General features: G+C 50.2%; 20 protein-coding genes. 9 read left to right on the forward strand and 11 right to left on the reverse strand.

Annotated elements, in window-relative coordinates:
- Window positions 1–144: 144 nt before the first annotated feature.
- Both JW881_00350 and JW881_00355 read left to right on the forward strand, forming a co-directional pair.
- Window positions 145–1,407 (forward strand): HEAT repeat domain-containing protein, encoded by a 1,263-nt coding sequence (locus tag JW881_00350; protein MBN1695934.1) that lies wholly within the window; start codon window positions 145–147, stop codon window positions 1,405–1,407.
- Between the two features lie 184 nt (window positions 1,408–1,591).
- A complete protein-coding gene (locus JW881_00355) occupies window positions 1,592–3,910 on the forward strand; it encodes an acetate/propionate family kinase (GenBank protein MBN1695935.1) in 2,319 nt (772 codons plus the stop codon).
- Between the two features lie 50 nt (window positions 3,911–3,960).
- Here JW881_00355 and JW881_00360 read toward each other — a convergent pair whose 3' ends face one another.
- From JW881_00360 to JW881_00380, 5 genes are all read right to left on the reverse strand, one after another.
- The gene (locus JW881_00360) at window positions 3,961–4,692 is read right to left on the reverse strand and encodes a hypothetical protein (protein MBN1695936.1); all 732 of its coding nucleotides are present in this window, start codon (window positions 4,690–4,692) and stop codon (window positions 3,961–3,963) included.
- A 74-nt stretch (window positions 4,693–4,766) separates the two neighbouring features.
- Window positions 4,767–6,203 carry an FHIPEP family type III secretion protein gene (locus JW881_00365; protein ID MBN1695937.1) on the reverse strand — a complete coding sequence of 479 codons (1,437 nt, stop codon included), beginning with the start codon at window positions 6,201–6,203 and terminating at the stop codon, window positions 4,767–4,769.
- 138 nt (window positions 6,204–6,341) lie between these two features.
- Window positions 6,342–6,740, reverse strand: a complete 399-nt coding sequence (locus tag JW881_00370) for a rhodanese-like domain-containing protein (protein MBN1695938.1) — start codon at window positions 6,738–6,740, stop codon at window positions 6,342–6,344.
- A gap of 230 nt (window positions 6,741–6,970) precedes the next feature.
- Window positions 6,971–7,960 (reverse strand): CPBP family intramembrane metalloprotease, encoded by a 990-nt coding sequence (locus JW881_00375; GenBank protein ID MBN1695939.1) that lies wholly within the window; start codon window positions 7,958–7,960, stop codon window positions 6,971–6,973.
- Window positions 7,961–7,975: 15 nt separating this feature from the next.
- Complete coding sequence (locus JW881_00380; GenBank protein ID MBN1695940.1) at window positions 7,976–8,998, reverse strand: hypothetical protein; 1,023 nt, start codon at window positions 8,996–8,998, stop codon at window positions 7,976–7,978.
- 183 nt (window positions 8,999–9,181) lie between these two features.
- Between JW881_00380 and JW881_00385 the strand changes: the two genes are divergently transcribed.
- The 3 genes from JW881_00385 to JW881_00395 all read left to right on the forward strand — a co-directional run bounded on the left by JW881_00385 (window position 9,182) and on the right by JW881_00395 (window position 14,093).
- Window positions 9,182–10,015 carry a hypothetical protein gene (locus JW881_00385; protein ID MBN1695941.1) on the forward strand — a complete coding sequence of 278 codons (834 nt, stop codon included), beginning with the start codon at window positions 9,182–9,184 and terminating at the stop codon, window positions 10,013–10,015.
- A gap of 447 nt (window positions 10,016–10,462) precedes the next feature.
- Window positions 10,463–11,542 carry a ribosome small subunit-dependent GTPase A gene (gene rsgA, locus JW881_00390; protein ID MBN1695942.1) on the forward strand — a complete coding sequence of 360 codons (1,080 nt, stop codon included), beginning with the start codon at window positions 10,463–10,465 and terminating at the stop codon, window positions 11,540–11,542.
- A 307-nt stretch (window positions 11,543–11,849) separates the two neighbouring features.
- Complete coding sequence (locus JW881_00395) at window positions 11,850–14,093, forward strand: GGDEF domain-containing response regulator (protein ID MBN1695943.1); 2,244 nt, start codon at window positions 11,850–11,852, stop codon at window positions 14,091–14,093.
- Between the two features lie 42 nt (window positions 14,094–14,135).
- Here JW881_00395 and lepB read toward each other — a convergent pair whose 3' ends face one another.
- Window positions 14,136–15,020: a signal peptidase I gene (gene lepB, locus JW881_00400; protein MBN1695944.1), complete on the reverse strand. Its 885-nt coding sequence runs from the start codon at window positions 15,018–15,020 to the stop codon at window positions 14,136–14,138.
- Between the two features lie 304 nt (window positions 15,021–15,324).
- Here lepB and JW881_00405 point away from each other — a divergent pair, with 304 nt between their 5' ends.
- From JW881_00405 to JW881_00420, 4 genes are all read left to right on the forward strand, one after another.
- Entirely contained in the window at window positions 15,325–16,203 is an 879-nt protein-coding gene (locus JW881_00405; protein ID MBN1695945.1) for a hypothetical protein, read from the forward strand.
- A gap of 76 nt (window positions 16,204–16,279) precedes the next feature.
- Window positions 16,280–17,404: a CapA family protein gene (locus JW881_00410; GenBank protein MBN1695946.1), complete on the forward strand. Its 1,125-nt coding sequence runs from the start codon at window positions 16,280–16,282 to the stop codon at window positions 17,402–17,404.
- Between the two features lie 132 nt (window positions 17,405–17,536).
- The gene (locus JW881_00415; protein MBN1695947.1) at window positions 17,537–19,321 is read left to right on the forward strand and encodes a VWA domain-containing protein; all 1,785 of its coding nucleotides are present in this window, start codon (window positions 17,537–17,539) and stop codon (window positions 19,319–19,321) included.
- Window positions 19,322–19,328: 7 nt separating this feature from the next.
- A complete protein-coding gene (locus JW881_00420; GenBank protein ID MBN1695948.1) occupies window positions 19,329–21,500 on the forward strand; it encodes a glycoside hydrolase family 3 C-terminal domain-containing protein in 2,172 nt (723 codons plus the stop codon).
- Between the two features lie 16 nt (window positions 21,501–21,516).
- Here the strand turns inward: JW881_00420 and JW881_00425 are convergent, their stop codons facing one another.
- From JW881_00425 to JW881_00445, 5 genes are all read right to left on the reverse strand, one after another.
- Entirely contained in the window at window positions 21,517–21,906 is a 390-nt protein-coding gene (locus tag JW881_00425; protein ID MBN1695949.1) for a hypothetical protein, read from the reverse strand.
- Window positions 21,907–21,975: 69 nt separating this feature from the next.
- Window positions 21,976–22,518, reverse strand: coding sequence for a hemerythrin domain-containing protein (locus JW881_00430; GenBank protein MBN1695950.1), 543 nt, complete (start codon window positions 22,516–22,518; stop codon window positions 21,976–21,978).
- Between the two features lie 18 nt (window positions 22,519–22,536).
- Window positions 22,537–22,770, reverse strand: a complete 234-nt coding sequence (locus JW881_00435; protein MBN1695951.1) for a hypothetical protein — start codon at window positions 22,768–22,770, stop codon at window positions 22,537–22,539.
- Between the two features lie 230 nt (window positions 22,771–23,000).
- Window positions 23,001–24,890: a FecR domain-containing protein gene (locus JW881_00440; GenBank protein ID MBN1695952.1), complete on the reverse strand. Its 1,890-nt coding sequence runs from the start codon at window positions 24,888–24,890 to the stop codon at window positions 23,001–23,003.
- A gap of 213 nt (window positions 24,891–25,103) precedes the next feature.
- Entirely contained in the window at window positions 25,104–26,003 is a 900-nt protein-coding gene (locus tag JW881_00445) for an EFR1 family ferrodoxin (protein ID MBN1695953.1), read from the reverse strand.
- Between the last annotated feature and the right edge of the window lie 17 nt (window positions 26,004–26,020).

Genomic DNA, 26,020 nt, shown 5'->3' on the forward strand with positions numbered 1-26,020 from the left:
ATTACAATAATTATAATGATATATTTAGATAATGTCAATATAAATGAGCATATTACTAATATATTTCGGCAACTGTCCGTTTTGCATTCCTGGTGTGATTGGATTATAATAAAAACGGTATAATCCGGGACAGGAAAAGAAAACATGTTTGCCCTTAACGTCATTATCGCAGTCGGTATAATTGCCCTTCCTTTTCTCTTCGGGTTTATCTTTTATGCCTTCTCGTTCAATATAAACGCGTCTCATGCCTTTGAAGAAATCGCAAGAAAAAAGGGAATTACCGTAACCAGACACGGTGTATTTAAAAGGCCGGCAATCGATGCCGTGATCGGCGGGGCGCGGCTTACCATGCGTACACGGTTTTCCGTATTTAAGGACAGCGTCGTCTTTTGTCTCTCGATGAATAAAAAATTGCCTTACGGACTCCGTATTGAGAAAAATATCTTGTTTACGGATGGTGATAACAGGGATTCGACACGATGCAAGACAGGCGATTCGATATTTGATGAGGCTGTGTATTTTTCCGTTCGGCACACCGCCGGTGCCGCCTGTTTTTTCAATGAAAAGCTGAGGATTCTCCTTGTAAAGATCGCCGGCATGGCCGAATGGTTTCTCACAGAAGACGACAACATACGTGTCGGCATGGCATATGTCAGGCAGCCGGCCCTCGAGAAAATGTTCCGGCTGATCCTTGAATTGCGTCCTCTCCTCGAAGCGAAACGATCCATAATAGAGGAACTCATCCAGAACGCCTTACATGATTCGTACCGGGGTGTCCGGCAGAAGAACCTCGATTTTCTCATCCTTTACTATCCGGATGACCCCAAAACAAAAGAGACCGCGGAAAAGACATTCGGGCTTCCCGGCTGGGAGATAAAGTATGCTGCAGCGCAGTTTCTGGGAAAAGCCGGGTTTATGAAACTCTACGAGCGTCTTCATGAGGCCCCCGACGATATTAAAATGAAAATAATCAGGAGAATGAATGAAAACAGGTGGATTGTCAAAGTCGGGCCGCTTCTTTCGTTTCTCAGAATGACCGTTGTCGTACCGATTCAGCTTGAACTTATCGGGATTCTCGGACAAACGGCGTCAACGAGGGCTTGCCGGACCCTGATCGATTTGCTCGGCCATGATGATTATGAAATCAGAAAATCGGCGGTAAAGGCTCTCGCGTCCTGCGGCACGATCGACGCGGTGGTCCCCCTCAACGCCGTAGCCCGGAAACTGATGGAAAATCCCTTTCTTCGCGCTGCGGCGAAGCGTTCGATCGCCTTGATCCGGAAGAAATACGGCGTGAAGGAAGGGTGGCTTTCCCTTACCGGTTCCCGGACCCTGGACGGTTCCCTCAGTATGACGGATGAAGCGGCGGAAGGAGGTATGTCGTTATCCGATGACGACATAAAATAGTAACAATGCAGGGTAACCGCGATCTGCATTAGAGATTGTAAGATTTTTCGCGGATATCATCGACAACTTCCATCCCTCCTTGATAAGCGGTGTCAAATTACGTATACTTTATTCATCGATCAATCGATCGCCCGATCGCCCGATCACGGCGGTGTTCTGCAATCATGGAAATAAGGGAGAACATATGGATATCATGAATTTTTTATTGACCAGGGTATCCCTTTTCAGGGGCTTTCCGGAAGACAAGCTGAAAACCCTTGTGGAGGAATCGACGGTGACTACCTTCGAACCGAATGAAGCGGTGATCGAGTTCGGGGAGCAGGGCAATTTTCTGGGAGTGCTTTTACAAGGGGAAGCCGACGTGTCGGTTACCGATGACGGCGGAACCCGGCACATAATCGATCTGCTCAAAGAAGGAGACGTGTTCGGGGAAATGTCGATCATGACCGGGGATAAAACGATCGCCGATGTGATTGGCAAAACACGATGCACGGCGCTTCTTATCCCGCAGCCCGTGTTTGCAACCACCCTCATCGCTCATCCGCCCGCGATCACCGTTCTGTCAAAAACCATTTCGGAACGGCTCAAGCACTTTGCCTTTGACGAGAAAGGCCAGGAGATCGCAAAATCGGCATTCAAACGAAGCGAAGATCCATACGGTTTCATGTTGAAAAGCATTAAACCGATGAAGATTCTGGTCATCAACTGCGGTTCGTCGTCGCTGAAATACAATCTTTTCGATACGGAGGATGAGGGAAAAACCGCGGAGGGCGGGGTCGAACGGATCGGGGAGGAGGGAACCCTTCATGTCTATCATGGTCCCGGCGGGGAGGTCAGAAAGGAACTGCCAAGAGGAAGCCACAGCGAAGCCCTCAAGGCCATGGTGGAAGAGTTGTGTGATGAGAAAACAGGGGTGATCGGCTCACCGGAGGAGATCGGCGCCGTCGGCCACCGTGTCGTTCACGGCGGGGACAAGTTTATCGGGGCGATGGTGATTACCGATGAGTTACTCGGAAAAGTCGAGGAGCTTTCCGTTCTCGCCCCCCTTCATAACCCGATCAATCTTCTGGGAATCAGGGAAGCGAAGAAGGTTTTTCCCGGTATCCCCCACATTGCGGTCTTCGACACTTCCTTTCACCATACCATACCCCCTTACGCTTTTCTTTACGGTATTCCCTATGAATATTACGAAACAAAAAAAATAAGACGGTACGGTTTTCACGGCATGTCGCACGCCTATGTGTCGCTGAAGGCGGCAGAGTACCTGAAGCGGCAGTACAACGAACTCGAGATCGTCACCTGTCATCTCGGCAATGGCGCCTCTGTCTGCGCGGTCGATCACGGGAGGTCGGTGGATACTTCCATGGGATTTACCCCCACCGAAGGGCTTATCATGGGAACGAGGTGCGGGAATATCGATCCCGCCATTCTGGTACAGCTTGCAAGGGACGAAGGTATGGGCAGTAAGGAACTCGACCGGCTGATCAATAAGCAAAGTGGTATTCTCGGTATTTCCGGAATATCCAATGATATGAGGGAGATTCAGAAAGCGGCGGAAGAGGGAAACAACCGGGCGATTTTAGCGATCAAAACCTTCGCGTACCATCTGAAAAAATATATCGGCGCCTATATGGCGGCAATGGGCGGCCTCGATGTCCTCGTCTTTACCGGCGGTATCGGGGAAAACAGTGCGGGGGTGAGAAGCCTTGCCTGTCAGGGACTCGACTGTATGGGTATCAATATCGATGAAAAACTGAACAGGCAGGCCGTTAGACCGGAGGGAGTCTGTGAAATATCAACGCCCTCTTCCAGTGTGAAAGTACTCGTCATCGCGACAAATGAAGCGCGGATGATCGCGCGGGAATCACTCAAAGTCCTGAAACAGGATCACGTGGAGCGGATTATCGGCATGCAGGAGAAGATACCCATCCCTATCGAAGTCTCCGCGCACCACCTCCATCTTTCACGGGAACACGTCGAAGCGCTTTTCGGCAAGGGTTACATCTTGACGAGTATCGCCGGCCTCTCGCAGCCCGGCCAGTTCGCCTGCAGGGAAACGGTCGATCTTATCGGTCCGCGCGGGAAGGTGGAACGCGTGCGGGTCCTTGGGCCGGAACGGAAGGAGACACAGATAGAAATAGCGATGACCGAACAATACAAACTCGGACTCCAGCCCCCGATACGTGAGTCCGGGGATTTGAGTGGTTCGCCGGGGGTAACGATCGCCGGACCGCGGTCAACCGTCACGATCGAAAAGGGGGTGATCTGCGCGATGCGCCATATCCATATGTCGACGGAAGAGGCCCTCCGCCTGGGGCTTCGCGACAGGGATATCGTCCGCGTCCGGGTCGACGGCGAGAGGGAACTCGTCTTCGGCGACGTTATGGTTCGCGTGCATCCCAACTACCGGCTGGCCATGCATATCGATACGGATGAAGCGAACGCCGCGGATATTAAAACGGGGATGAAAGGCTATATCGAAGGAATACAAAGCAGGGAATAACGCCCGTCGAATGCTTTCATGAATGATCGGGGTCCGGGAAGCCGACAGTTTTATGGTGTTCGATACGAGGTATTATCGTAGATAAAGGTATAGACGACCGATCCGATGCCGCAGAGATTCGCGATACCGGCAAAAGAAAGCGTCACGATCATTATATTTTCATTGAAATTTTCGCCGAACAACATCGCACCGATATTGATCGACAAAGCCGCTGAAACAAACGACGCGAATGACAGATACATTCCCAGATCGGGAAGGGGTTTTTCGTTTTCATAAGCGTACATCGACTGGCGAAGATGATAATATGAAACGCCGGTAATAAGGCTGCTTACGGCGAATAATTCATGCGACGCCATACAGCCGATACCCGAGTACATCCCCGCTTCCGAATCGCTAAAGACGGCGACCATGACAATGGAGGCGATATTTGTCGTTAAAAGACCGATATTGATCCAGTTCCAGAACCGTACACCCGCGATTCTCTCGGCGGGCGGCCTTATGGCCGTTCGCTGTGCCAGCTGTGAAGGAACGGGGGATGCATCGCCGGACGCTTCGGGGTGAAAAAGCATGCTGCCTGAGATCGTCGAAAGCAAAACGGTGTCGCCGCTCCATGGAAAGCAGCAGACGGGAAATTCGGTATAAAGCGGCGAATCGTCACGCGATATCGGCCATGGATCCGCATTGTCCGACCAACCGGTGAACGCCACCGCGAGAAGAAAAAAAACAAGACCGCCGAATGAAATATGGTAACGGGTTCGATTGTATCTGTTGCTTCGGTTCACACCTATAGTCTAAGACAACCGGTTTTGTTTTGCAAGATTTCACGAAAAATATTGTCGAGCGGTCCCGGTGATTATCAGATCGATATATCGCCGATTTTTTTTATCGGCACCGCAGGCGGTATTTCCGCCGTCGATAATACGGGAAGACGGGGATAGGAGGCATGCGTCAGTTTCCGCACACAGGTTCTCGTTTCCCGCGAGCAGACCAGCACCGGAATAACATCCTCCTCCTTTTTCCCTTGCTTCATTGCCGCATCGAGGCCGGCAAAAAAGTGTTTATACGCACCGGATTCGGCGGGAGAAATCATATCGGTATATTCCTCCCCGTAATCGAGGAGCTTCCGGTCCCCCTGGGGATTCACGGCAATGACGTGGAGAACCCCGTTTTTATCGAGAAATTGCGAGCAGATGTGAAGCCCGAGACGTTCCCTTACCTTTTCGACCAGACGTTCGGGTTTTTTCATCTGCGGTCCGTGATCGGCAAGGGTCTCGAGGATGTCGATGATATTCCGGATCGAAACGCCTTCGTCGAGAAGGGCGCACAGTACCTGCTTTATTTCCGTTTTACCGAGCAGCCCGGTAATCTCTTCGACAAGGGCCGGGTAGTCGCCGGCGAGACTGTCCAGGATATTTTTCACTTCCTGTGTCCCTAAAAGCCTCGATGCGTGGTGCCTGATGATCTGAATCAGATGCGTCGTAAGAAGGGTCTGGGTATCCACGACCGAATAGCCGCTTCGTTCCGCCTTTTCCCGTACTTCCTCATCTATCCAGATTGCCGGCAGATTGAATGCCGGTTCCGTCGCCGCTTCGCCCCTCACTTTTTCCCTGACGCGTTTTGTTTCGATGGCAAGGTATTTTGAGATCCGGAGGGTCCCCTTTCCCGCGGCGATCCCCTTGAGGGAGATGCGGTATTCATCGGGTTCGAGATTCATGTTCGCTCGTATGACAATACGGGGAACGACAAGTCCCAGGGATAAGGCGATTTCCCTGCGGACCCGTGACATCCGCTTGAGAAGTGCGGTCTGGTCCGTGATCAGGGGTGAAAGACCGAACCCGACTTCGAGCGTGAGGGGATTGAAATAAAGCGGTTCGGAAGGTCCCCGTTCGGAGGGGACGGGATCTTCGGGATCCGGGGAGAAGGAGGTCGTTCCGTTTTCACGATAGACCAGGGCCTTAAGCCGGAAAACGGAGGAATACTTCCAGTCCTTTTCTTTCAGCGCTTCACCCGGTTCATACTCGCCGTACAAAGCTTCGGCGAGGCGGGGATAGTGGATGACGGGAGTCCCCCCCGCCCCCGCATCGGCAATCATGGTACCGGCTTCATCCCCTTTTCCCTTCCGGATGACGCCCGGACCGGGAACGTATGAAAAGGTGAGGCCTCTGAGGAGGGAAAGCGAGGATTTCACTACCTTTTCCGAAAGGGACAGCGCGACGGCAGTCTTGTTTTCATTGACGATGAGTATATCGGCCGCCTCAGGCGGCTTTTCGTTATTGCTGTCGTTATCCGGCATTCGGGCTTCCTTTTAGAAAAAATGATTTCAAAAATAATAACACAGATTCACCTGAGAATAAAGTAAGATAACGATTGTATTTTCAAGGCGGCAAGCGTCATGGTACCTGCCCCCGATCCCTCATCATATAAACAGCCGTTATTTCTCGAATTCGTAAGGCCAGCGTGTGTATCCGCCCCAGTTCATCATTTTCGTATACCCTTTTTCTTCGAGTTTTTTTATAACACCCTGGGCCCTTCCTCCGGTTTCGCAGTAAACGATGTAGAACTGCACAATCGGCAGTTCGTCGAGTTTTTCCAGAATAACTCCGGACGGGTACGATTCCGCCGTCGGAATATGGCCGTTGTCATAGGCTGTCCGGGGACGGACATCGATAATCCGGATCGATTCATCAGGATTCATGGTCAACGTCCTCAGTGCTTCCGGTTCGAGATATTGTGTCAGCATCTCGGCCTCCGTGCTTGACACATACCCTTCATAACAACCGGTTAACAGCAGGATGAAGAGAAGCAGAGATGTGATTATCATCGGTTTCATATAATTTTTCCTTTCTCAATGCTTTTGTGAATATAAGGTAATCATGAAATGATGTATAATCAATACTAAAATACTAATAAAATAAATAGATAGAACCAAATAATTATATTAAATAAGTTAGATAAGAGGCGACAGATGTATTGCCTCTCTGTTTTATTATTTGAACGGGAATTTATTTTTTCCGGTACCGGTTTGAAGCATCGTATTCAATGGGCCGGCTTTATTACCCGCTACAGCCGGTTTTCTTCCTTGGTTTCAATGGTTTTCTCTTTGTCTTTTTCCTGTTCCCCGAGTACCTGAACAAAGGAATCCGTTATCTCTTTCGAACGGACGAGATATATACCGATCGAAACAAGGATGAAAAGGGGGACGGATGCGACAAGAATCGGGAGGCGGTAGAAGCCGTTTTCCGCAACGAGAAATGTAGGAAGGTTTGAAGAATCCACGGACAGGATGATGAGCACGTTGTAGAGAAAATGGACCGCCATCGAGGTATAGATCGATCCCGAGCAGTAGTAGATAAACCCGAGGAAAAATCCGACGAGAAAGAGTGCCGGCAGGCCGAGCGGATTTTGATGGAAAAGGGCAAAGACCAGCCCCGAGACGAGACAATGCCACGGAAAACTCAATTTTCTCTGAAGCGTGCGCTGGAAGTATCCCCTGAAAAGGAATTCTTCACAAATGGCCGGGGTGAGTGACAACCCGGTAAGCGTGACGATGAGTTCCGGGATCGATTCTATTTTGTAAAGGGGCCGTGCTATTTCGGAAAGCCGTTCGAACACGGGAAAGAGGAAATAGAAAAAGCGCGAGGTCGCGTCGACGATCGGTATGACAAAGAAAACACCCAGAAGCGAAAGCAGGATCGCCGGAAGATGGAGGTGGTCCGATTGAATATACGCCCCGATATCCGTGGTATGCCATTTTCTCATGATGAGAAGCGGAACGGTGAGAAAAAGGCCGAACTGAAAAAAGAAGGTAAGAATGAGAATAAAATATTTATAGCGCCGGTAAAAGGCCGAGTATATATCGATAAAATTAAAATCATCGAATGAAAAAGTGAAACCGCCGAGCGCAGCGTCGATACCGACATAAAGGTTGGCGATGATAGAGGGGATGAATGAATACAGGCCTCCCGTTATAAAAACGAGGATAAAGGAGGCGAAAAGGGGGCTTTTCCCGCCCTTTTCCCAGGTGCCGTTTAAACGGATGGTTCTTTCCATTATTTCGCTTCCCGCCTACAGATCGCCGTCCGGCGGCGGTTCCGAATATTCCACATCCGCAGGAATACTTGAGAGTTTTTCCGTCTTTTCGTTTTTTACCCTGAGATCGATGTAAAAGAGCGCGGAAAAGAGGGGCGATATGAAGATGGTGGCAACGCCGCTTAAAAAGGAGGCGATAAAGATCGGGACGACCGCGTTTGAAAACATCTCTTTTATAAGGTCATACATCCGCGTCATATCGTAGTTCGCCGCGTTATCCAGTACCTGTTCGAACAGCGAGGAATAAAAAGGCATCATCACGCTGAAGGTGATGGGGCCGGTCACTATCGAGACGGCGAACGAGAGGGCGAGCGAAAAGACGAGCAGATAGCCGAACACACGCCACCAGCTCTGGTTGACGAGTTTGAAGCTGTTTTTAAAGCTTTGAACCACCCCGGCATCCGAATATAGGACGTCTTCCTGGATGAAATTGAAACTGTAGACGAGCCATATAATAAAACCGATAGCGACAATGATCCCGACGGCAACGATGATACCGGAAAGCACCCCGCTGATGAGGGAGAACAATCCCCCGGTCAACCCGATCGCGATCGCGACGGCCAGATACCCGCCCGCGAAGATGGCAACAAGGAGGAGGACCTGAAGCACGAGCTTTCCCAGTTTTTCTTTCAGGACGACGAGAATGATTTCCTTTATATCCGTCGATTCGTTTTTTGCCGCCCTGAAGGCCGTCAGCACGATCACCGCCCTGGCAAACAGCAGTAAAAGACCGCCGACTATGGAGGCGATAAGGATGGCGGAGAGGAACGGGCCAATGGCTGAAAAAACGGCATAAGGATTTGCCGATAGATCGCCCTGCACGATTTTTGAGATAAATTCGAAATACGGCCCCATCCAGAGGATCGTCGAAAAGGAGATGATAAAGTAGGCGGGAACGGCGGTAATGAGGGTGTTTTTCCATGTATGTTTTAGCATCCTGAAGGTGCCTTCGAACAATTCCGAAAGGGTATATTCCCTGATAAAAGGTTTTTCTGTCATCGATACTTCCTTTCTTTCGCAATAAACGGTACGGGAGTGTCTCCGGGTCCGTTCATGCTACTATATAGACTAGTGAAAAAGCATATTCTGTCAAGATAGTATGAGAGTTGTCGTAAAAAAAAGAAAAAAAGATTTGCATTATACTGATTCAGATTTTATATTTTGTAAAGAAAGGAGTGTTGTATGGATTATTTTAAAAAGAGCATTGATTTTCTCGCCAAAAATTTTCTTATTGTTATTCCCCTTTATATTTCTTTTGCGATCCCGCAGCTTATCATGGGCAATGCCGTGAATGTGCTGGTCGGACAGTTGACCGGCATGTTCCAGTCGCTGAGTTCGGGCGGAATGGGAGATACACAACAGATGTTGTCGTATGTCATGGATGTTCTCCTGAAAAACGCATCCATTATTGCGGCAGCCTCTTCACTCGGTATGCTTCTCGCTATTCTCGCCGGACCCATCACCATGGGCTTTATCAAAAAAGGACTCAATGGAGAAGAGGTCGGATTGCAGCATACGCTTGACGTGTTGAAGGATAACTTTGTACAGTATCTTCTCTGGATAGTCGGAGGAATTATCCTCGGCGTGATCGTGGGTGTCGGTTTGGGTATTATCTTTGGCATACTCGGCCTTATTGCATCGGCCGCCGGTACCGTCGGTCTCATCCTTATGGTTCTTGTCCTTCTTGCGGTCATTGTTCTTGCGGTGTTTTTCGGGATTCGTCTTCTTCTCTGGCTTCCCGCGATGATCATCGACAAAGCGGGGATTATCGAGGGTCTGAAAAAGGGCTTTGCCGCGAGCAAGGGATCGTTCGGGAGTCTTCTTGGTATATCGATACTCGTCGCACTGATCTCTGGTTTCCTCACCTGGCTGTTGTCGTTCCTCAACTCGATTCCGGTTGTGGGATCGCTCGTCCTAGCCGTTGTCACCACACTAACGAGTTTCATTCTCTCGGCCTTTTACATGATCGTCTACAAGGAAAAAACCTCGGGTGCCGCGGCCCCGCAGGGAGGTTGATGCCGGTATCGACCGCGTTCGAAACCTTAAGGCTGCCCTTCCGGCGGGTTTTCCGGCCGGGGGCGGCCTTTTTTTTCTTCCGGCGGTATCGTCTCGCGGCGGTTTATTTATACTCCTCTGTTTTGAGTTTGTCAGTTTCTTACACGTGGCTGTTCCATCTAATTCCTTATAATAAAAGAAACTGACAAACTCATTACAATCGGAAATACTGACAATTTAATTAATTGTCAGTATACTTGAACAATCACCTCATTTCATGGTATACTTTCATATATCAATAATGTAAGGAGGTATTAATGGTTCTTGTTATTGCATATTCCCGTTTCGCTTACAGGGTATATGCAGGGTAGTTGTTAATAGAAAATAAACCTCATCCGTCCCTTCCGTATCGCATAATCCTCTAGGCGAAAATAACAGAAACATCATGCATCGTTTGGAGGAAAACTCATGTCATTACATCAATTAGGCTGGAACGCCTTTTTTAAAACGTCATTCGACCGGATCGAAGAAAAAGATAAAAAGATCGAGCCCGCCCGTGTCCTCTGCGGTTACCGTGAACAGTATCGTACGGGGTTTGATGGGGGGGAATGCCTCGCGTCGATCAGCGGAAAATTCCGGTATCAGGCGGCACAGACCGGGGATTTCCCTGTCGCCGGGGACTGGGTTGCCGTGACCGTGGAAGAGACGGGGGCGCAGGCGGTGATTCACCGCCTGCTGCCGCGAAAGACCTGTTTCTCCCGGAAAGCGGCGGGAACCGGCATCGACGAACAGGTCCTCTCCGCCAATGTGGATACCGGCTTTATCGTTACCGATTTCGGCTACGACTTCAACGTCCGCCGGATCGAACGGTACCTCACCCTCGTGTATGAAAGCGGTGCCCGGCCGGTCATCGTTCTCAACAAGGCCGATATGTGCGGCGAGCGGAGCCCGTTTCTCGCCGCCGTCGAATCGGTCGCTTTCGGGGTCCCGGTCGTCGTTCTCAGCACGGTGTCGGGGGCCGGATTCGACTCACTTTCAGGCTTCCTCTCCGAGGGGAAAACGGCCGCGTTTCTCGGCTCCTCCGGGGTGGGGAAGTCCTCGATCATCAACCGCCTTGCGGGATGCGACCTGATGGCCACGGGAAACACCAGATCAATGGGAAAAGGCCGGCATACGACATCGAGGAGGGAGCTTTTCGTACTGGATGCAATCGGGATCGTCATCGATAATCCCGGGATGCGGGAGATCCAATTATGGGCGGACGAGGATTCGGCGGACGATACCTTTCCGGATATCGCACGTCTTGCCGCCGGATGCCGGTTTCGGGATTGCACGCATTCGCACGAACCCGGCTGCGCCGTCCTCGCCGCGGTACGGAACGGTACCATCGACGAAAAACGGTATAAAAGCTTCATGAAGCAGAAACAGGAACTCAGGCGGATTTCGAAATATGCCGGACTGTCGAAACAGGAAGCGCACAAGAAGAGGAAAGCAAATGATAAAAAGCTGGCAAAACTCATACGGCATATGAAAAAAAAGGACGAATAAAAACCGGTCCGCCGGCAGGCCGGCGGACTTTTTTTTCCGGCTGTGCGGACGGCCGGATATGAGGAATATTGAAAATACCCGTTTATCGATGTGATGGCGTGAAATATCCAAAGCCGCCGTCTTTTTTCCTGTTCCGTATCGAATCGGCCGGTCATTTTCCGCCCGAAAAACAAAGTTTTAAAAAAAATTCTTTAATACGTGCATCCTTTGTATTATACTTGTGAATGAGAAAGGCCGGATGGAAAGGGAACAACGAGTATGTGTGTAAAGAACAATATAATGGAAACACCGTCCGATGGTTGCCGTGATGAGTGATAAAGTCATCGATCTTCTCGTTATCGACGGCAACGCAGAAGACAGGGCTTATATAAAAGATATCCTGTCAACGTATTCGGAGAAAGAATATACGGTAAACGAGGCCAAAAGCATCAATGAAGGAAAGGCCGTTCTTAAAGGCAATCCTTGTCATGTCATCCTCCTCGATCTTTTTCTTTCAGGCACCGCGGAGTTCGGCGGTCTTGAGGAAATTCTGAAGCATTTTCCGAGTATTCCGGTGATCGTTTTTACGGCTATCGGGAACGAGGAATTGGGGACGGAAGCTCTTATCATGGGCGCACAGGATTATCTTGTCAAGGGTGCGATCGATACCGGGGGGCTGGTAAATGCCGTTACCGACGCCATCGGCCTGTTTCAGGCGAAAATCGCTTTCAGCGATCTCAGCCGTTATTGTGAAGCGGTGCTGTTCTCCCTCGGCTGTATCCTCGATTACAGCCATAATGCCGAAATCTCCCCTTTTTCCCACGCTTTCTTTTCGGCGATGAAGCAACGGGTGAAAGAACTCAAGTTCGGTACCGATTTTTCCTTTTTTCTCATGAACAGAAAAGAAAACAACCTGACGCTTACAGCGTTCAATGACAAAAACTGGGACAAGCGTGAGGAGTCTTTTTCCGTTTCCGAAAAAGGCAGCGTATTGTTCAAGGCGATTCGTACGAAAAAAGTGATAACGGAAGAGGGGGCTTCACACGCCGTATTCGGTAAAGAAATGTCGAATGTAAAAACGCCCGCCCGGCTCATTTGTGTTCCGCTCATTGTCGGGAGTAAGGCCGTCGGTGTGATTAATCTTCACGGGTATACCGGTCTCAGCGTGTCGGCACAATTGTATATCAGACTGAACATGCTGTTGTATTATCTGAAACAGCATATCCTGGATGATTTGAACAGGAAAAAACTGGAGGAACCGGTGCTTTCGGACGGCCTCACGGGACTCTACAACAGGCGGTACCTTCTTTGGGAACTCGAGCGGGAAATCAGTCGCGCAAAACGATACCGCGGCTCGCTTTCCGTTCTCCTCATCGACATCGACAATCTGAAAGGGATTAATACCGATTACGGCTATAAAACAGGCGATCGCGTCCTGCGGCATATCTCTTTGCGGCTCAAAGGATCGGTACGAAATACCGATCTGATGGGGCGCTACGGTGGTGATGAGTTTTTGGCGATATTGACGGAAACAAAAAGCTTCGGCGCGAACGTTCTGAAAAAGCGAATACAGAAAGGAATTTTTCAGCACAAGATCGATACCGGCGGTGAAGAACCGTTGACCGTTGACACGAAAATCAGCGCGGTGGAATATGATTTGAAAACGGAAACGGCGCGGGAGTTTATCGATCATGCGGGAAAGCTTCTTGTTCAGGAAAAAAAACGGGAAAACGAACATACAGAAGAGGTTGTCGAAGAAAAAATCGTTCCCGTACCGCCGAAAAAGGATGTCGTTCATATCTATTTTATCGAACCGCTTCAACTCATTTCAGTCGTCATCGATACCCTGGTGCGAATCGGTTTCGAATCGTATCAGGTTGATGAAAAGGACAAGCTGAGTCTGCTCAAGATACTGAACAAGGATGTGAGGAATGTTATTTTTATCTGTATTTCGAGTCAGAGTGAACTGGAAGGCTGGTTCGAGTATATCGACAAGGTCGAACGCCTGCGCGGCTATACGATTCAGATCGGGGTTTTCATTTACAGTAAATTTGACCCCACCGACGCGATGAAATTTCTCGAAAAAAACATCGCCGTCATCAAATTTTCGGATATTCAGCAGGATACCCTCTCCGTGTTGAAAAAAATCCTCTTTTATTTTGAAGCACGGGGAAAACGCGGCTACGTACGCGTCGAGGCGATCGAGGATTCCATTGCCTTGTTTACCATAGAGAGCGAACGGGATACGATAAAAGCTAAAATTCTCAATATCTCCGAGCAGGCATTCGCCTGCCAGTTCAGAAAAAGCGATATCCATCACATTATGCAGGGCAGATATTTCCCGAAAGTACTGCTTAGGCTCAAGGGGATCATGGTATCGATCGCGGCAAAGGCCGTTACCTCGAAAAAGGACAATCCGCAGCTATGGGTGATGCATATATGCAGCGCGATTTACGTGAACAACAAAGTATCCTATACCACTGAACTCAGCAAGGAAACAAAAGATAAAATTCACCGCTATATCAGGCTTTGTCTCAAAGAAAACATCAAGACAAAGCTCATCAATGTATAGAAATAAATCATGTCGTATCGGACGTTCATTATCGTACGATTACTATCGTATGATACCGATCGCCGAGGGCGGCCATATCCTGAAAACCGCTTTTCCGATAAGGTTACCGACCGGCACCGGTCCGTAGGCCCTCGCGTCATGGGAGTTATCCCTGTTGTCTCCCATGGGAAAAAACCGTGTCTCGGGAATATACCATCCGAGTGTGTATTTTCTCCATGATTCGACGAATTCCCAGTCATACGGTTGCCGCGCGTACGGCTCGTACCGGGGCGGAAGACCGGAAACAGGTTTTTCCGATTGCGATGGGGTCACGGCTATATGGAAAATCGGGTAATCGAGTGAAAGCCGCCGTTTCAACGCTTCTTCCGTAATCCAGCTTTTTTCACCTTTGGGAAGCAGCTGAATATCTCGGTTTCGCACCCTGATCCTCTCTCCCGGAATACCGATCACCCTTTTCAGCAGAAGCCGCTGTTTGGGATGGCCGCCTTTATCGGTATCGATATCCACGAGAGTAAGGGTCAGGCGGAAAATGATGCGGTGAAGGAATTTTTTCACCGGATGCATGGGGGCCAGGTTTTTGTCGGGATTTTCCAGTACCACTACTTCTCCCCTGCGTGGGTTTCGGAATATGTCACGTTTCCATGATGGGGGCAAAAGTTCGGGACCAAAAACGAACTTGTCGACGACGGCCCTCGTTCCGATTTCTATGGTCGGTTTCATGGAACCGGTGGGAATCACATAGAGTTCGAAAATAAAGTATTGAATGACGGTGACGATAAGGAGGGCAAGAAGAATCGCTTCTATCCAGTCACGGACGGGATGTTTCCTTTTAAGCCGTTCCTTTTTTATCAGTTTTTTTCTTTTTCGCCGTGTCAGGAAGCCCTCCGTCCATTCACGAAGGTACCGTCCTGCTTTCTCTTTCTTCACGAAGACCCCTTATTTGCATATTGAAAAAGCGGGAAAATCCGTCAGTAAAAATCCGACTCCATAAGGAGGCGGTTTGCTTATAATAGTCAATAATAAATAAATACATAGACATATGTAAAGCGCATGAATGCCGTTTCTCTATAGCTTTTTCGAAGATATAGCCGCGTTCAGGATACGCCGCCTGTTCTTGGTATACGGTGATATAAATATCCTCTCCCGCGTGTTGAGGATTTTTTTCGATTGGCGTATAGTATTCACATCACAGGGGAGGAATGCCTGTTTTACAAGGGCGAAACCTTTTATTATGAAAAAACCGATATGTCATACGCTCGTTATTCTTGTTGCGCTTTTGTCTGTTGTTGCGGGTTGCGTGGGGCATCAGCATGAAGCGGCCGTCACTGCCGTGCCCCCTGTCCGGGACGTCCGGCCGGAAGCGACGACGGTTTCCGTTGAGGTGACGGGCAGAGAAGATATCGCGGCTGAAAGCGCGCCGGATATCGCGGCGGACAGAGAAACTGCGGGGTCCGGAGCCGGCGGGGGTCCGCTTTTGACAAAAGAAGCGGTTGCGGTATGGGTCGACGCACATGTGACTGAATATTTTCAGCAGGCCACCTTGAGTTGTGAACCCGCGATGATCAGACTGATATGCGGGATCTGGGGAATACACGATCTCGGTGAAGAGGAGGTCACCGCCCTTATGCCGAAACACCCGGACGATCCCGAACGCGGTTTTGTCATGGAGGATATCTCGGGGAGCGTGTATCATCCGGACGGGACGCCGAACTGGGCGAATTACGGCGCCCACGCCCCGGTCGTGCTGGACACCCTCAGCCGGATACTTTCGGAAAAGGGACTCGAGGATATGTATCGGGTCGAAGAGGTCGCTCTCACGGACAGCGAACTTCGCGCTTTTATCGCGGAAGAAGAGGATTGTCTTGGTGCCGTTATCTGGGTCGCGGCCTTTATCGACGGGGAAAAACCGCCGGCGAACGATCGGGGGCAGGTTCTCGGCGAACATGTCCAGTTTGTCTCCCCGCAGACCGACAGCCGCGGGCGTTTACTGGTCTACGATGTGTGGCCGTGGGAAAACCAGCCGTTTCATCTGTTCACCCCCTTCAACCGCGACATGTTCGATTACCGGACTATCGTGATTATGAAAAAAGAAAAAGAAAGCGGCCGGTAAAAATTTATCCGCTATACTCGATTTTTTTTGTAAACTGTAGTATGATTGTAAAAAAGTAAGGATGAGACCCCCGGCAATGCAAGGATCTGATAAAAGAAAGCTACTCATTGTTTTATTGTTCGTTATACGTACCGTTTATCTGTCTGCGGCCCCTGATGAAACACTCACCATATCCTTTATCGGCGATACCATGGCCCATGATGTCAATTTCGTCATTAAAAATTACGCTGTCGTCTATGAAAATATAAAAGATATTCTTCATTCGGACGACCTCACTTTTTCCAACCTCGAAGCCCCCGTCGATGAAAAAAGGCCTTACCGGACATATCCCGCATTCAACATTCACCGGGAATACGTTCAGGCGGTGATCGAAGGCGGTATCGAGGTCTTCTCACTCGCGAACAACCATACACTCGATCAGGGTGTGGAAGGATTGTACCAGACCCTCGGTTCGCTTTTACTGCTGCGTGATTCGAACAATATGGAAGTATACTTTTCCGGAATACGGGGGAACACGAAAAAGCCGTTTGAGTCCGTGGAAATACGAAAAAAGGGGTGGCGAATCGGTTTTATCGCGGTGACCCAGTTTCTCAATACCGCCCGTTCATCCCCGTATGTCCATATGGTCAACTATTACGTCAAAAGCCAGGCGGATGCCTTTCTTGCGTTTATTCGAAAGGAATCGGTGAAGTACGATCTTTTTATCGTATCCTTTCACGCGGGGATCGAGTACAAACTCCTGCCGGATAAGGTAAAGGCCGATTATTTCAGGCAATGTATCGACGCCGGGGCTCATATCGTGTTCGGTCATCATCCCCATGTGCTGCAGCCGTATGAAATCGTGGGGACGGGAAACCGGAAACGGCTCATTATGTATTCGATGGGTAATTTCATTTCCGGTCAACGGTGGTGCAGGAAGCCATTTGAACCGGAACACTACCGCTCATATACGGGAGATTCCCTCATTCTCACTGTCGATGTCACCTTCGGCCGGGACGGAGCGTCCGTCGAAACCGTCACCCCCGTTCTCATCACAAATCATATCAATGAAAACCGGGAGGTGGTGGTTGAGACATTTGAGAACATTATCCGTAAAAAGCTTGTACCGGAATGGTCGGATTATTATAATAAACGGTATACGATAATGAAAAAACTTGTTGCTACATACGGATCGTTGCGATATGAATCGTCGGGGAAGTAAAAACGGTTTCGATTGCCGTGCGATATTATGAAAAGACCTGTTACGTGACGGGAATTGAAACGTAGTAAAAGAGAGATAATTTCAGAGTATCGGAGGAAGAAAGGTATGAGACGGTTAAAAGGATTCCCATATATGTTTCTTTGCATTGCGGTCTGCTCGTTTATCATGACCTCCTGCATGACACGATTGGCCGGCAGGGATTACGAAAAAAGAGATAAAGAGGAGGCGGACGGGTCGGCGTTGTCGGATTCCATGTCGAAAACACGCGAGGATACGTACGGCGGGGACGATCTTTTTTTCGAAAGTCCGGACGAAGAGGGAATGATCGTCGCCGAGCGTGACGAATCGTCCGGTAAACTGAAGGATTCCGGAAAAGGGTCGACACCGTCAAGTTCGGGCCTCAGGGCTGGATTCGCGGATGACAACAAGCAATTCAACTATTTTATCTCGTTTCTCGATGAACACAAATATGTCGAACACTTTGTCATGAATGTTTCAGAACGGGTGATCCTCCGGGTGAGTGATACCGCAGGAAAATCGATTCCGAACGCCAGGGTCGATATACAGGGAAAAGGCAATCTTCTCTGTTCCGGAAAAACATATGCAGACGGCACTTTTCTCTTTTTCCCGTCCGAATACGGGGACGTTTCCTCATTCGATGCGAGTATTACTTTTCTGCAGCAGACAAAGACCGTGCGCATCGAACGCGACGGAAAACGGACCGTCGATGTCGTTTTTTCATCGCCGCGGCCTGAAATGAAAAATATCGAACTGGACATTCTATTTATCCTGGATACCACGGGAAGTATGGGAGAGGAAATACAACGGTTGAAAACGACAATCGAAATCATCAACATGAACCTTGTCGCCCTGTCATCGAAACCCCGCGTGAGGTTCGGGATGGTCTTGTACAAGGACAGGGGGGATGAAGAGTATATCACGAGAAATATTCCCTTTACCTCGGATATCGAGGTTTTTCGCGGGGAATTGCTAAAGGTCTCGGCGTATGGGGGCAATGATATCCGTGAAGATCTCCAGGCGGCGCTCGACGATGCCATTCACAAGATGGAATGGAACGAGGGAGGCATCAGGCTGGGATTTATCGTCACCGACGCGCCGCCGCACCTCGACTACGGCCAGCAGTATACCTATGTCGATGCAGCACGCGATGCGAAGGCCGATGGCATCAAGATATTCAGCGTGGGAACGGGCGGACTGTCGATCGACGGGGAATATATCCTCAGGCAGATTTCGCAATACACCTATGCAAAATATATCTTCCTTACCTATGGTGAGGAGGGGGAAAGCGAAGGCGGAGCGCCGGGAAGCGTGAGTCATCATACCGGGGCAAATTATCAGACGGACAAGCTTGAGACGATCATCATCAGGTTCGCGAAAGAAGAGTTGAGTTATCTCACGGATCAGCCCCTCGAGGAAGGGGAGGAATATTTCGAAGCGGTTAAGATAAAGGACGAAGAGAAGGAAGAAACACTGAAGAAACTTTTCGACATGGCGATTTCCCAGCTTATCGATTATGCGAGTATAAATATCAAGCAGGGAACCACGGCCGCGGTGATTCCCGTCATTCCGGTCGAGGGAAAAGACGCCCTTAACGCCGAATATTTTACGGACCAGCTGATTGTCTCTCTTGCCGCGAATGACGTCTTCAAGCAGGTCGAACGAAAGGAAATTCAGAGTATCCTCGATGAAATGGAACTACAGCTTTCGGGGCTTGTGAACGACGAAAGTGCGGTGCGTGTCGGGGCGCTGCTCGGCGCGGAAATGCTCATTACCGGAAAGATGTACCGGAAAGACAAGACCATCGAAATCTTTTTCAAACTTCTCCGCGTCGAAACCGCGGAAGTCTTGAGCGTGACAAAAACGAAGATAGATGCTAAACTGGGACTAAAGGAATAGGACACAAGTGGAAGCGGCATACAAGAATACTTCTCTTTCCATCGAAAGGAGGGTATCCGATCTTCTTTCGATGATGACCCTCCGGGAAAAAGCGGGGCAGCTTTGTCAGGTCGACGGCCGTATCGGGCCGGAAAAAGAAATCACCGAACGATATGTCGGGTCAATCCTCCATATACTGGGCGACAGGGCGGATGAACTCCAGGCACTTGCCCTGAAGACGCGGCTCGGCATACCCCTTCTCTTCGGGATCGACGCGATACACGGCCATGGTTTTTGGCCCGGCGCAACGGTGTTCCCCACACAACTCGGTCTTTCGTGTTCGTGGAATCCCGAAATGATCCGGCAGGTTGCCCGGATAACCGCAACCGAAGTGGTCCTCACCGGGATTCACTGGACGTTTTCTCCGGTAATGGAAGTGGTCCGCGATCTTCGATGGGGACGGGTCGATGAAACGTTCGGGGAAGACCCGTATCTTGTCTCGGAATGCGGAAAGGCCATGGTGGAAGGGTACCAGGGGGAGGGCATCGAAGCGCCCGATACGATTCTTGCCTGTGCGAAACATTTCGCGGGATATTCCGATACTCAGGGCGGGCGTGATGCCTCCGAAGCGGATCTGACAAAACGGAAACTCTTGAGTCTTTTTCTTCCCTGTTTCGAGAAGGCGGTGAAGGCGGGATGTGAAACCGTGATGATTGCCTATCAGGTGATCGACGGTATTCCGTGCAGTGCGAACGCATGGCTGATCAGGGAGATGCTGAAAGAAAGATGGGGTTTTGAGGGCTTTACGGTAACGGACTGGGATAATATTGGTCATATGCATAATCTCCAGAAGGCGGCCCCGTCATTGGAGGCTGCGGCCCTGCGGAGTCTTTCTGCGGGCGTTGATATGGCCATGGCGACCCCCTCGTTTCCCGACCTGGTCGTCAGCCTTGTCGAAAAGAATAAGCTGCCGGTTGAGGTCATCGAAGCGGCGTGCAGGAAAATTCTCACCGTCAAGTTCAGACTCGGACTCTTTGATAACAGGAAACTCTTCTCGGATAAAACCCGGGCGAAGCACGAAATCTGTTGTGAAAAACACAGGATGGTTGCCCGTGAAAGCGCGTATCAGTCTGTCGTGCTGTTGAAAAACTCGGACGGCCTTCTTCCTTTTTCGAACCGGATCAAACGTATCGGTGTGATCGGACCCAATGCCGACGATCCGTACGCACAGCTCGGCGACTGGTCCTCACATCCCATGGTGATCGGCGAGGAGACTAAAAAGCAGCCGAGAGAAAACATCGTGACGGTTTTGGACGGTATCCGTGCCCGGGCGGGGGCGGAGATCGATGTGGAGTACCTCAAAGGATGCGACGTGCTTGGCGAAGAGGAAGCGTCTCCCGATGAGATACGGGAGTTTGCCGCGAGGATGGACGTCGTCGTTGCCGTCGTCGGCGACACCCTCCCCCAGATCGGCGAGCGGAGGGACCGCGCCGATCTCGATCTTTCAGGCGACCAGGAACTCCTTCTCCGGACCGTCGATGAAAAAGGCGTTCCCCTCGTCGTCGTTCTCGTCAACAGCAAGCCATTGAGTATTGCGTGGGCGGCCGGGCACGCGGACGCGATTCTCGAAGCATGGAATCCGGGTATGGAAGGGGGGGCCGCGGTGGCGGGTATCCTTTTCGGCGACAGGAATCCTCAGGCGAAACTTTCTATTTCCTTTCCCTATCACGTGGGACAACAGCCGGTTTACTACAACCAGCTTCCCGGCTGGCACGCGGACAAATACGTCGACATGCCCCCGGACCCGCTTTTCGCGTTCGGGTTCGGTCTCAGCTACACCACTTTTACCTATAAAAATATGAGTCTTTCATCTGAAAAACTGGGGGCGGGTGAAGAGCTTGTGGTGAGTGTCGACGTCGCCAACACCGGAAGCCGTGAAGGGGTCGAGATCGCCCAGCTGTACGTGAACGATCTCTATTCGACCGTCAGCACACCGGTGAAACAACTCAAGGGGTGGCGGCGGGTGACCCTCCTGCCGGGAGAAACAAAACGGATCGATTTCCGGCTTCCCTATGAAGAACTCTGGCTGATCGACGAACACCTCGAAAAAAAAGTCGAAGCGGGACGTTTCGAGGTGATGGTCGGCGGTTCGTCACGGGAGGGCGACCTCCTCAATGCGGAGTTCGAGGTGGTTGAATAAGCGACAACATTTCCTTTTATTGCAGCGGTATCGCTTTATTATTCCTGAAGAATATAATTTCGGAGATCCCGCTGTCGTTGTCCTTTTTCGATTCGCAGACATCCATTATCGTAAACGACATTTCCTTGAACATCAAAGGTGTATCGAGTTTGACTCGCTTCATTTCAAACGCATCGTTAAAAACAACAACGATTTTTTTACCGTTTGCCGCGATTTCCATTTTTTTTATACGATTGTTTGTCTTCCACCATTTCGGGTCGAAATATCCCGGCGCGATCATAATCTCGTCGGCCGTTATCGCTTCCGACAGGACGATGTGTATATATTCCCCGATGCCGGGGCCGTCCACGTTTTCGAGCCAGCCTGTTGTAATGTCATTGTCAAAGGCTTTTAATGGTTGATACATGTCCCGGTAATCGATATAGTTTGAAGCCGCGCATGCGAGAGTATTGTCAATAACAATAATATAACGGCCTTACGCATAATTTTCCGCCAATGACCGGTAAAGATGCTGATATTTCTCATGGATCATTTTCCGGTCGAATACCCAAAAATCCTCGAGCATTGCCTCCAGTTCCTTTCCGGTAAAATATGTTTCCGTTTTTGGAAAGAATATTTTGTCTTCTTTTTCGATATGACGCGGATAAAAATTAATTAAAAAAGTGATTTTTTCGATAATCGTATCGATGCTCGATGTCTCACCCCGCATGTAGCTCCCGTTCGCGTCGACCAGGTCCCCGACAACCGTTCTTGCCCGAATATGTTCGTCGATCAATTCCCGCATCATTCGGTTATCATCGTCATTCATGTGCTTGTTCTCAAGCGCCTTGAAGAGTATGTCTTCCTCTTTTCCATGGTGGGTCCGGTCGGCGTAGGTTCTGATAAAATCGACCATTGTCGCGATAAAAACCGGATCGACCTTTTTTTCTTTTTTAATGATGTCCAGTTCCCTGCCGGCAAGGACAAGCATTTTTTCGATAAGCCGGTGTTCGATCATGAGAGGTCCTCTTGGTTTCATGGCATCCTCCTTGTTTTTTTATTGTTGGCTGGCCGCAGCCCGTTCCTTTTTCACTTGTTGATAACTCGTTGTTTTTGAGTCTCCTGATAATTCAAAATACTCCCCGTTTTTCCAAAAACAAGGTTTGACCGATCCAAAGCCGTAGGTATTGCCTGAAATAAAGACGTCACCGCCGCTGATATAAAGGCTTGTCGTTTCACTACCCTTTGGTAACGTAATATATTCATCGTTTTTCCGGTAACAGGGTTTCATTGATCCGAACCCGTATACTATATCGGTAATATATGTATCATTATCGATAAAAAAAGAATCTGTTGTACAGCTTCCTTATTTCAATCTGACACATTCGCCGTTATTCCAGTAATATGGCTTGAGTGAACCGAATCCTGTAATAGCAGCGGGTATAATCCAGGTACTATCTTTAAAAACATTCTTTCCTATCCAGTCGTTTTTATTTTCCACACAAACCGACGATATTATTACTAAAATACGATTTCGGTAAACCCGAAGCGGTCGGTCGTGTCTCCGGTTCCCAGTTCCCCTTCCCTGTTCAAACCGGTCACCCATACCGTTCCGTCTGCTTTTACGACAATTGTATGCGCCCGCGAGGCGATGGTGTTCACCTCGTCCATTATTTTTACAAACCGATCGGTGCTTTTCCCGAGGCCCGTTTTCTTTCCCTCCGTCAATGCATCGCCGGTCGCCCACAAGCTGCCGTCGTTTTTGACGGCAAAGCTGCAATCGGTACCGCAGCCGACTGCAGCGACATCGGACAACACACGGATAAAGGTATTTGAGTCGTTTTTATCGCCGGTCCCCAATTGGCCTTCGGCGTTGCTTCCGGCCACCCAGAGGGAACCGTCGTTTCTGATCGCCATGCTGTGCCAGAACCCGCATGCGACCTTCGAGACGTCATCAAATACCGGATAGAATTTGGCGGTATCGTAATTGTCGCCGATGCCGAGCTGGCCGAATTTATTGCTGCCCGTGCCACAGAGAATTCCGTCATTTTTTATCGCAAAGCTGAATGAGGCGTTCCTGTTCGCGTCATTCGTCGATACCCCCCCTCCCGCCGCCGCCGCGACGTCACTCAATGCCTTGAGAAAAACGTTGTAGGTCACACCATTTCCGAGACCCAGCTGGCCCTGGTCGTTCCTGCCCGCGGTCCAGAGGGTATCGTCTTTTTTGACTGCCAGGCTATGGGAGTAGCCGCACCCGATGGCCTCGACATTCTCCAATACCCTGACAAAGGTCTTCCTCTCCTTGAAGTCCCTTGTTCCAAGCTGTCCGTCCCCGTTCCATCCGGTTGCCCAGAGGGTACCGTCCCTTTTCAGGGCGAGACTGTGGAATCCTCCGCAGGCAATATCGATGACGTTATCGAGAACCCGGACGAATCTATTTGTCCCCGTGCTTTCTCCTCTCCCGGTTCCCCGCCCGGCCTGGCCTCCCGAAGCCCAAAGCGTACCGTCGCTTTTTAGCGCCATGCTGTGCCATTCACCGCAGGCGGCTTTTATCACGAACGGAATCGTGACTTTAACCTTTTTCAGCGCTGCGAGGGGTGTAAGTAATGTGCTTTTGTCTTCCGGTGTCTTCTGCGGCCGCGGCAGCAAGGAGACCGCATCGGATGCTTTTTCCCCGACAATCGCGATCACGGCGGAAAAATCGCTTTCTGCTGCATCCGGTTTCCCAATAATCGCTTCCAGCGCTCTTTTCCCTTCGCCGAATGCCCGCGCCGCGGCGTGCGTATCGTCCGCCGTGACGGAGAGTGTTTGCGCTTCCCCGATCGTTATCGCGTTTGTTATGACGGCTTCTTCCACTCTCCGTTTTAGACCGGTCGTATCGTGCGGTCCTTCGGTGAGCTTCCCGATTTCGAGTGCTTCCGGGAGAAGGAGCACGCTGCCGGTATCGACGGAAACGGTAGTCTCGCCGGTTACGGAGACCTCCACCCGGAACCCGGCACTGCGGGCAGTGACGCCTGCTGCATCGGTTTTGACCCTGAAGGCTTCGGTGCCGGAAAGATTTTCCACGTTGCAGAGGACGGCGCCTCTTTTCAGGACAAGGCCGATATCGGTATAACCCGGCTTTACCCCGATTGTCTCGAGGAGGAGGGTCGTCTTTTCCTCCATCCGGATGACCGCGTTCTCGCCGAATTGTATCTCGCAATACGAATATTCATCGGTTTCGATAATGCTTTTTTCCTCGAGTTTGTCGCCAAGAAGAGCATGCTCCGAGTCTACCTTCACGATCGCTTCGATAACCGTGATAAAACCCTGTTTTGGGGTCGTCACGATCCCCTTTCCGGGTTTCCAACACGAAACACACAGTATCACGAGTATCGAAAGCACCGCGATCGGTTGTTTCCTGAAAACCATATATGTCTCCCCTTCGTTTTCATTGTCTGCAGCGGACGCACGGGCGCCGCTTGCGGCCGGCTGATTCGTGAAGCGGGAAAAGCCGCAATGCAGGCTTATTATAAAAAATAAAAAGGTTTTGTCAAAGTATCACCCGGTAGTTGCGTGAGAAGATGTCATGGGGTTGATCGGCAGGATATACAGCGACAATCATCAATGTGCGTATAAGCTGCCTTACAGGGGCGTTCCCTGCCGTCGTTTCCTGCTTTGTTCATACATGTCGGAGAGGGTGACGTCGGGGTGGCGGTATTTTATACCCGGTGCCCTCCCCCAGTGATGAATCGCCTCCTGAGGGCACCATTCATCGCAGGCATAACACATTTCGCAATGATGAAGCCAGACCGGCCGTTCGTCGATCAGCCGGATGTTTCGAACAGGGCATACCCTGACACAGGTGCCGCAGCCATTACATTTTTCATCGGCATATATACTTTTATCCGAGGAGTAAATCAGTCTGCGAAAATCGGACGGACCGGCCCCGGGCTCTTTTGCGTATCTTTTCAGGGCCGAAAGACACGGTTTTCGCAGTAACCGGTACATGGGTGTCATAAACAGGTTCCATAGCGATTGAAAAAAACCGAACCCGGTCTTTTTCCCCGTGACGATACGCCGGCAGATGTCAATGATTTTCTCTCTGCTTTTTTCAAGGATCACTTCCTGATTTTTTTCGATGGGAACCGGAATGTGGCCGTAATCGAGGTTGTTCATCGGAAACCGGACGGAAAATTTGCCCCCCAGTCTTCCTCCCGCGGATGTGATGATTTTGGCCAGCCGTTTCAGGGTGGGAAGCGCGTTGACATGCTCGTAGCCCCCGCAGGTACAGACGGCGAATATGTGTTTTGTCCCGATATCCGCAAGCTTTACGACAAAGGATTCCACGATCAGCGGGATGCCGTGGAGGTGGGCCAGATACGCCGGGAAGACGATCCCGATTGTCGATGCCGCTGTGTGTATGGAGGGTTCGTCGATGACCGAGGCGATCGAAATCAAATTTCCGTTCGTCCGTTCAGCGATTTCCCTGGCAACGGCCAGTGAGTTGCCCGTTCCGGTAAAATAATAGATGTCGGTGTCCATTTTACCGCCTTTCTCCG

It is taken from the genome of Spirochaetales bacterium (assembly GCA_016930085.1).
Lineage (GTDB): Bacteria > Spirochaetota > Spirochaetia > SZUA-6 > JAFGRV01 > JAFGHO01.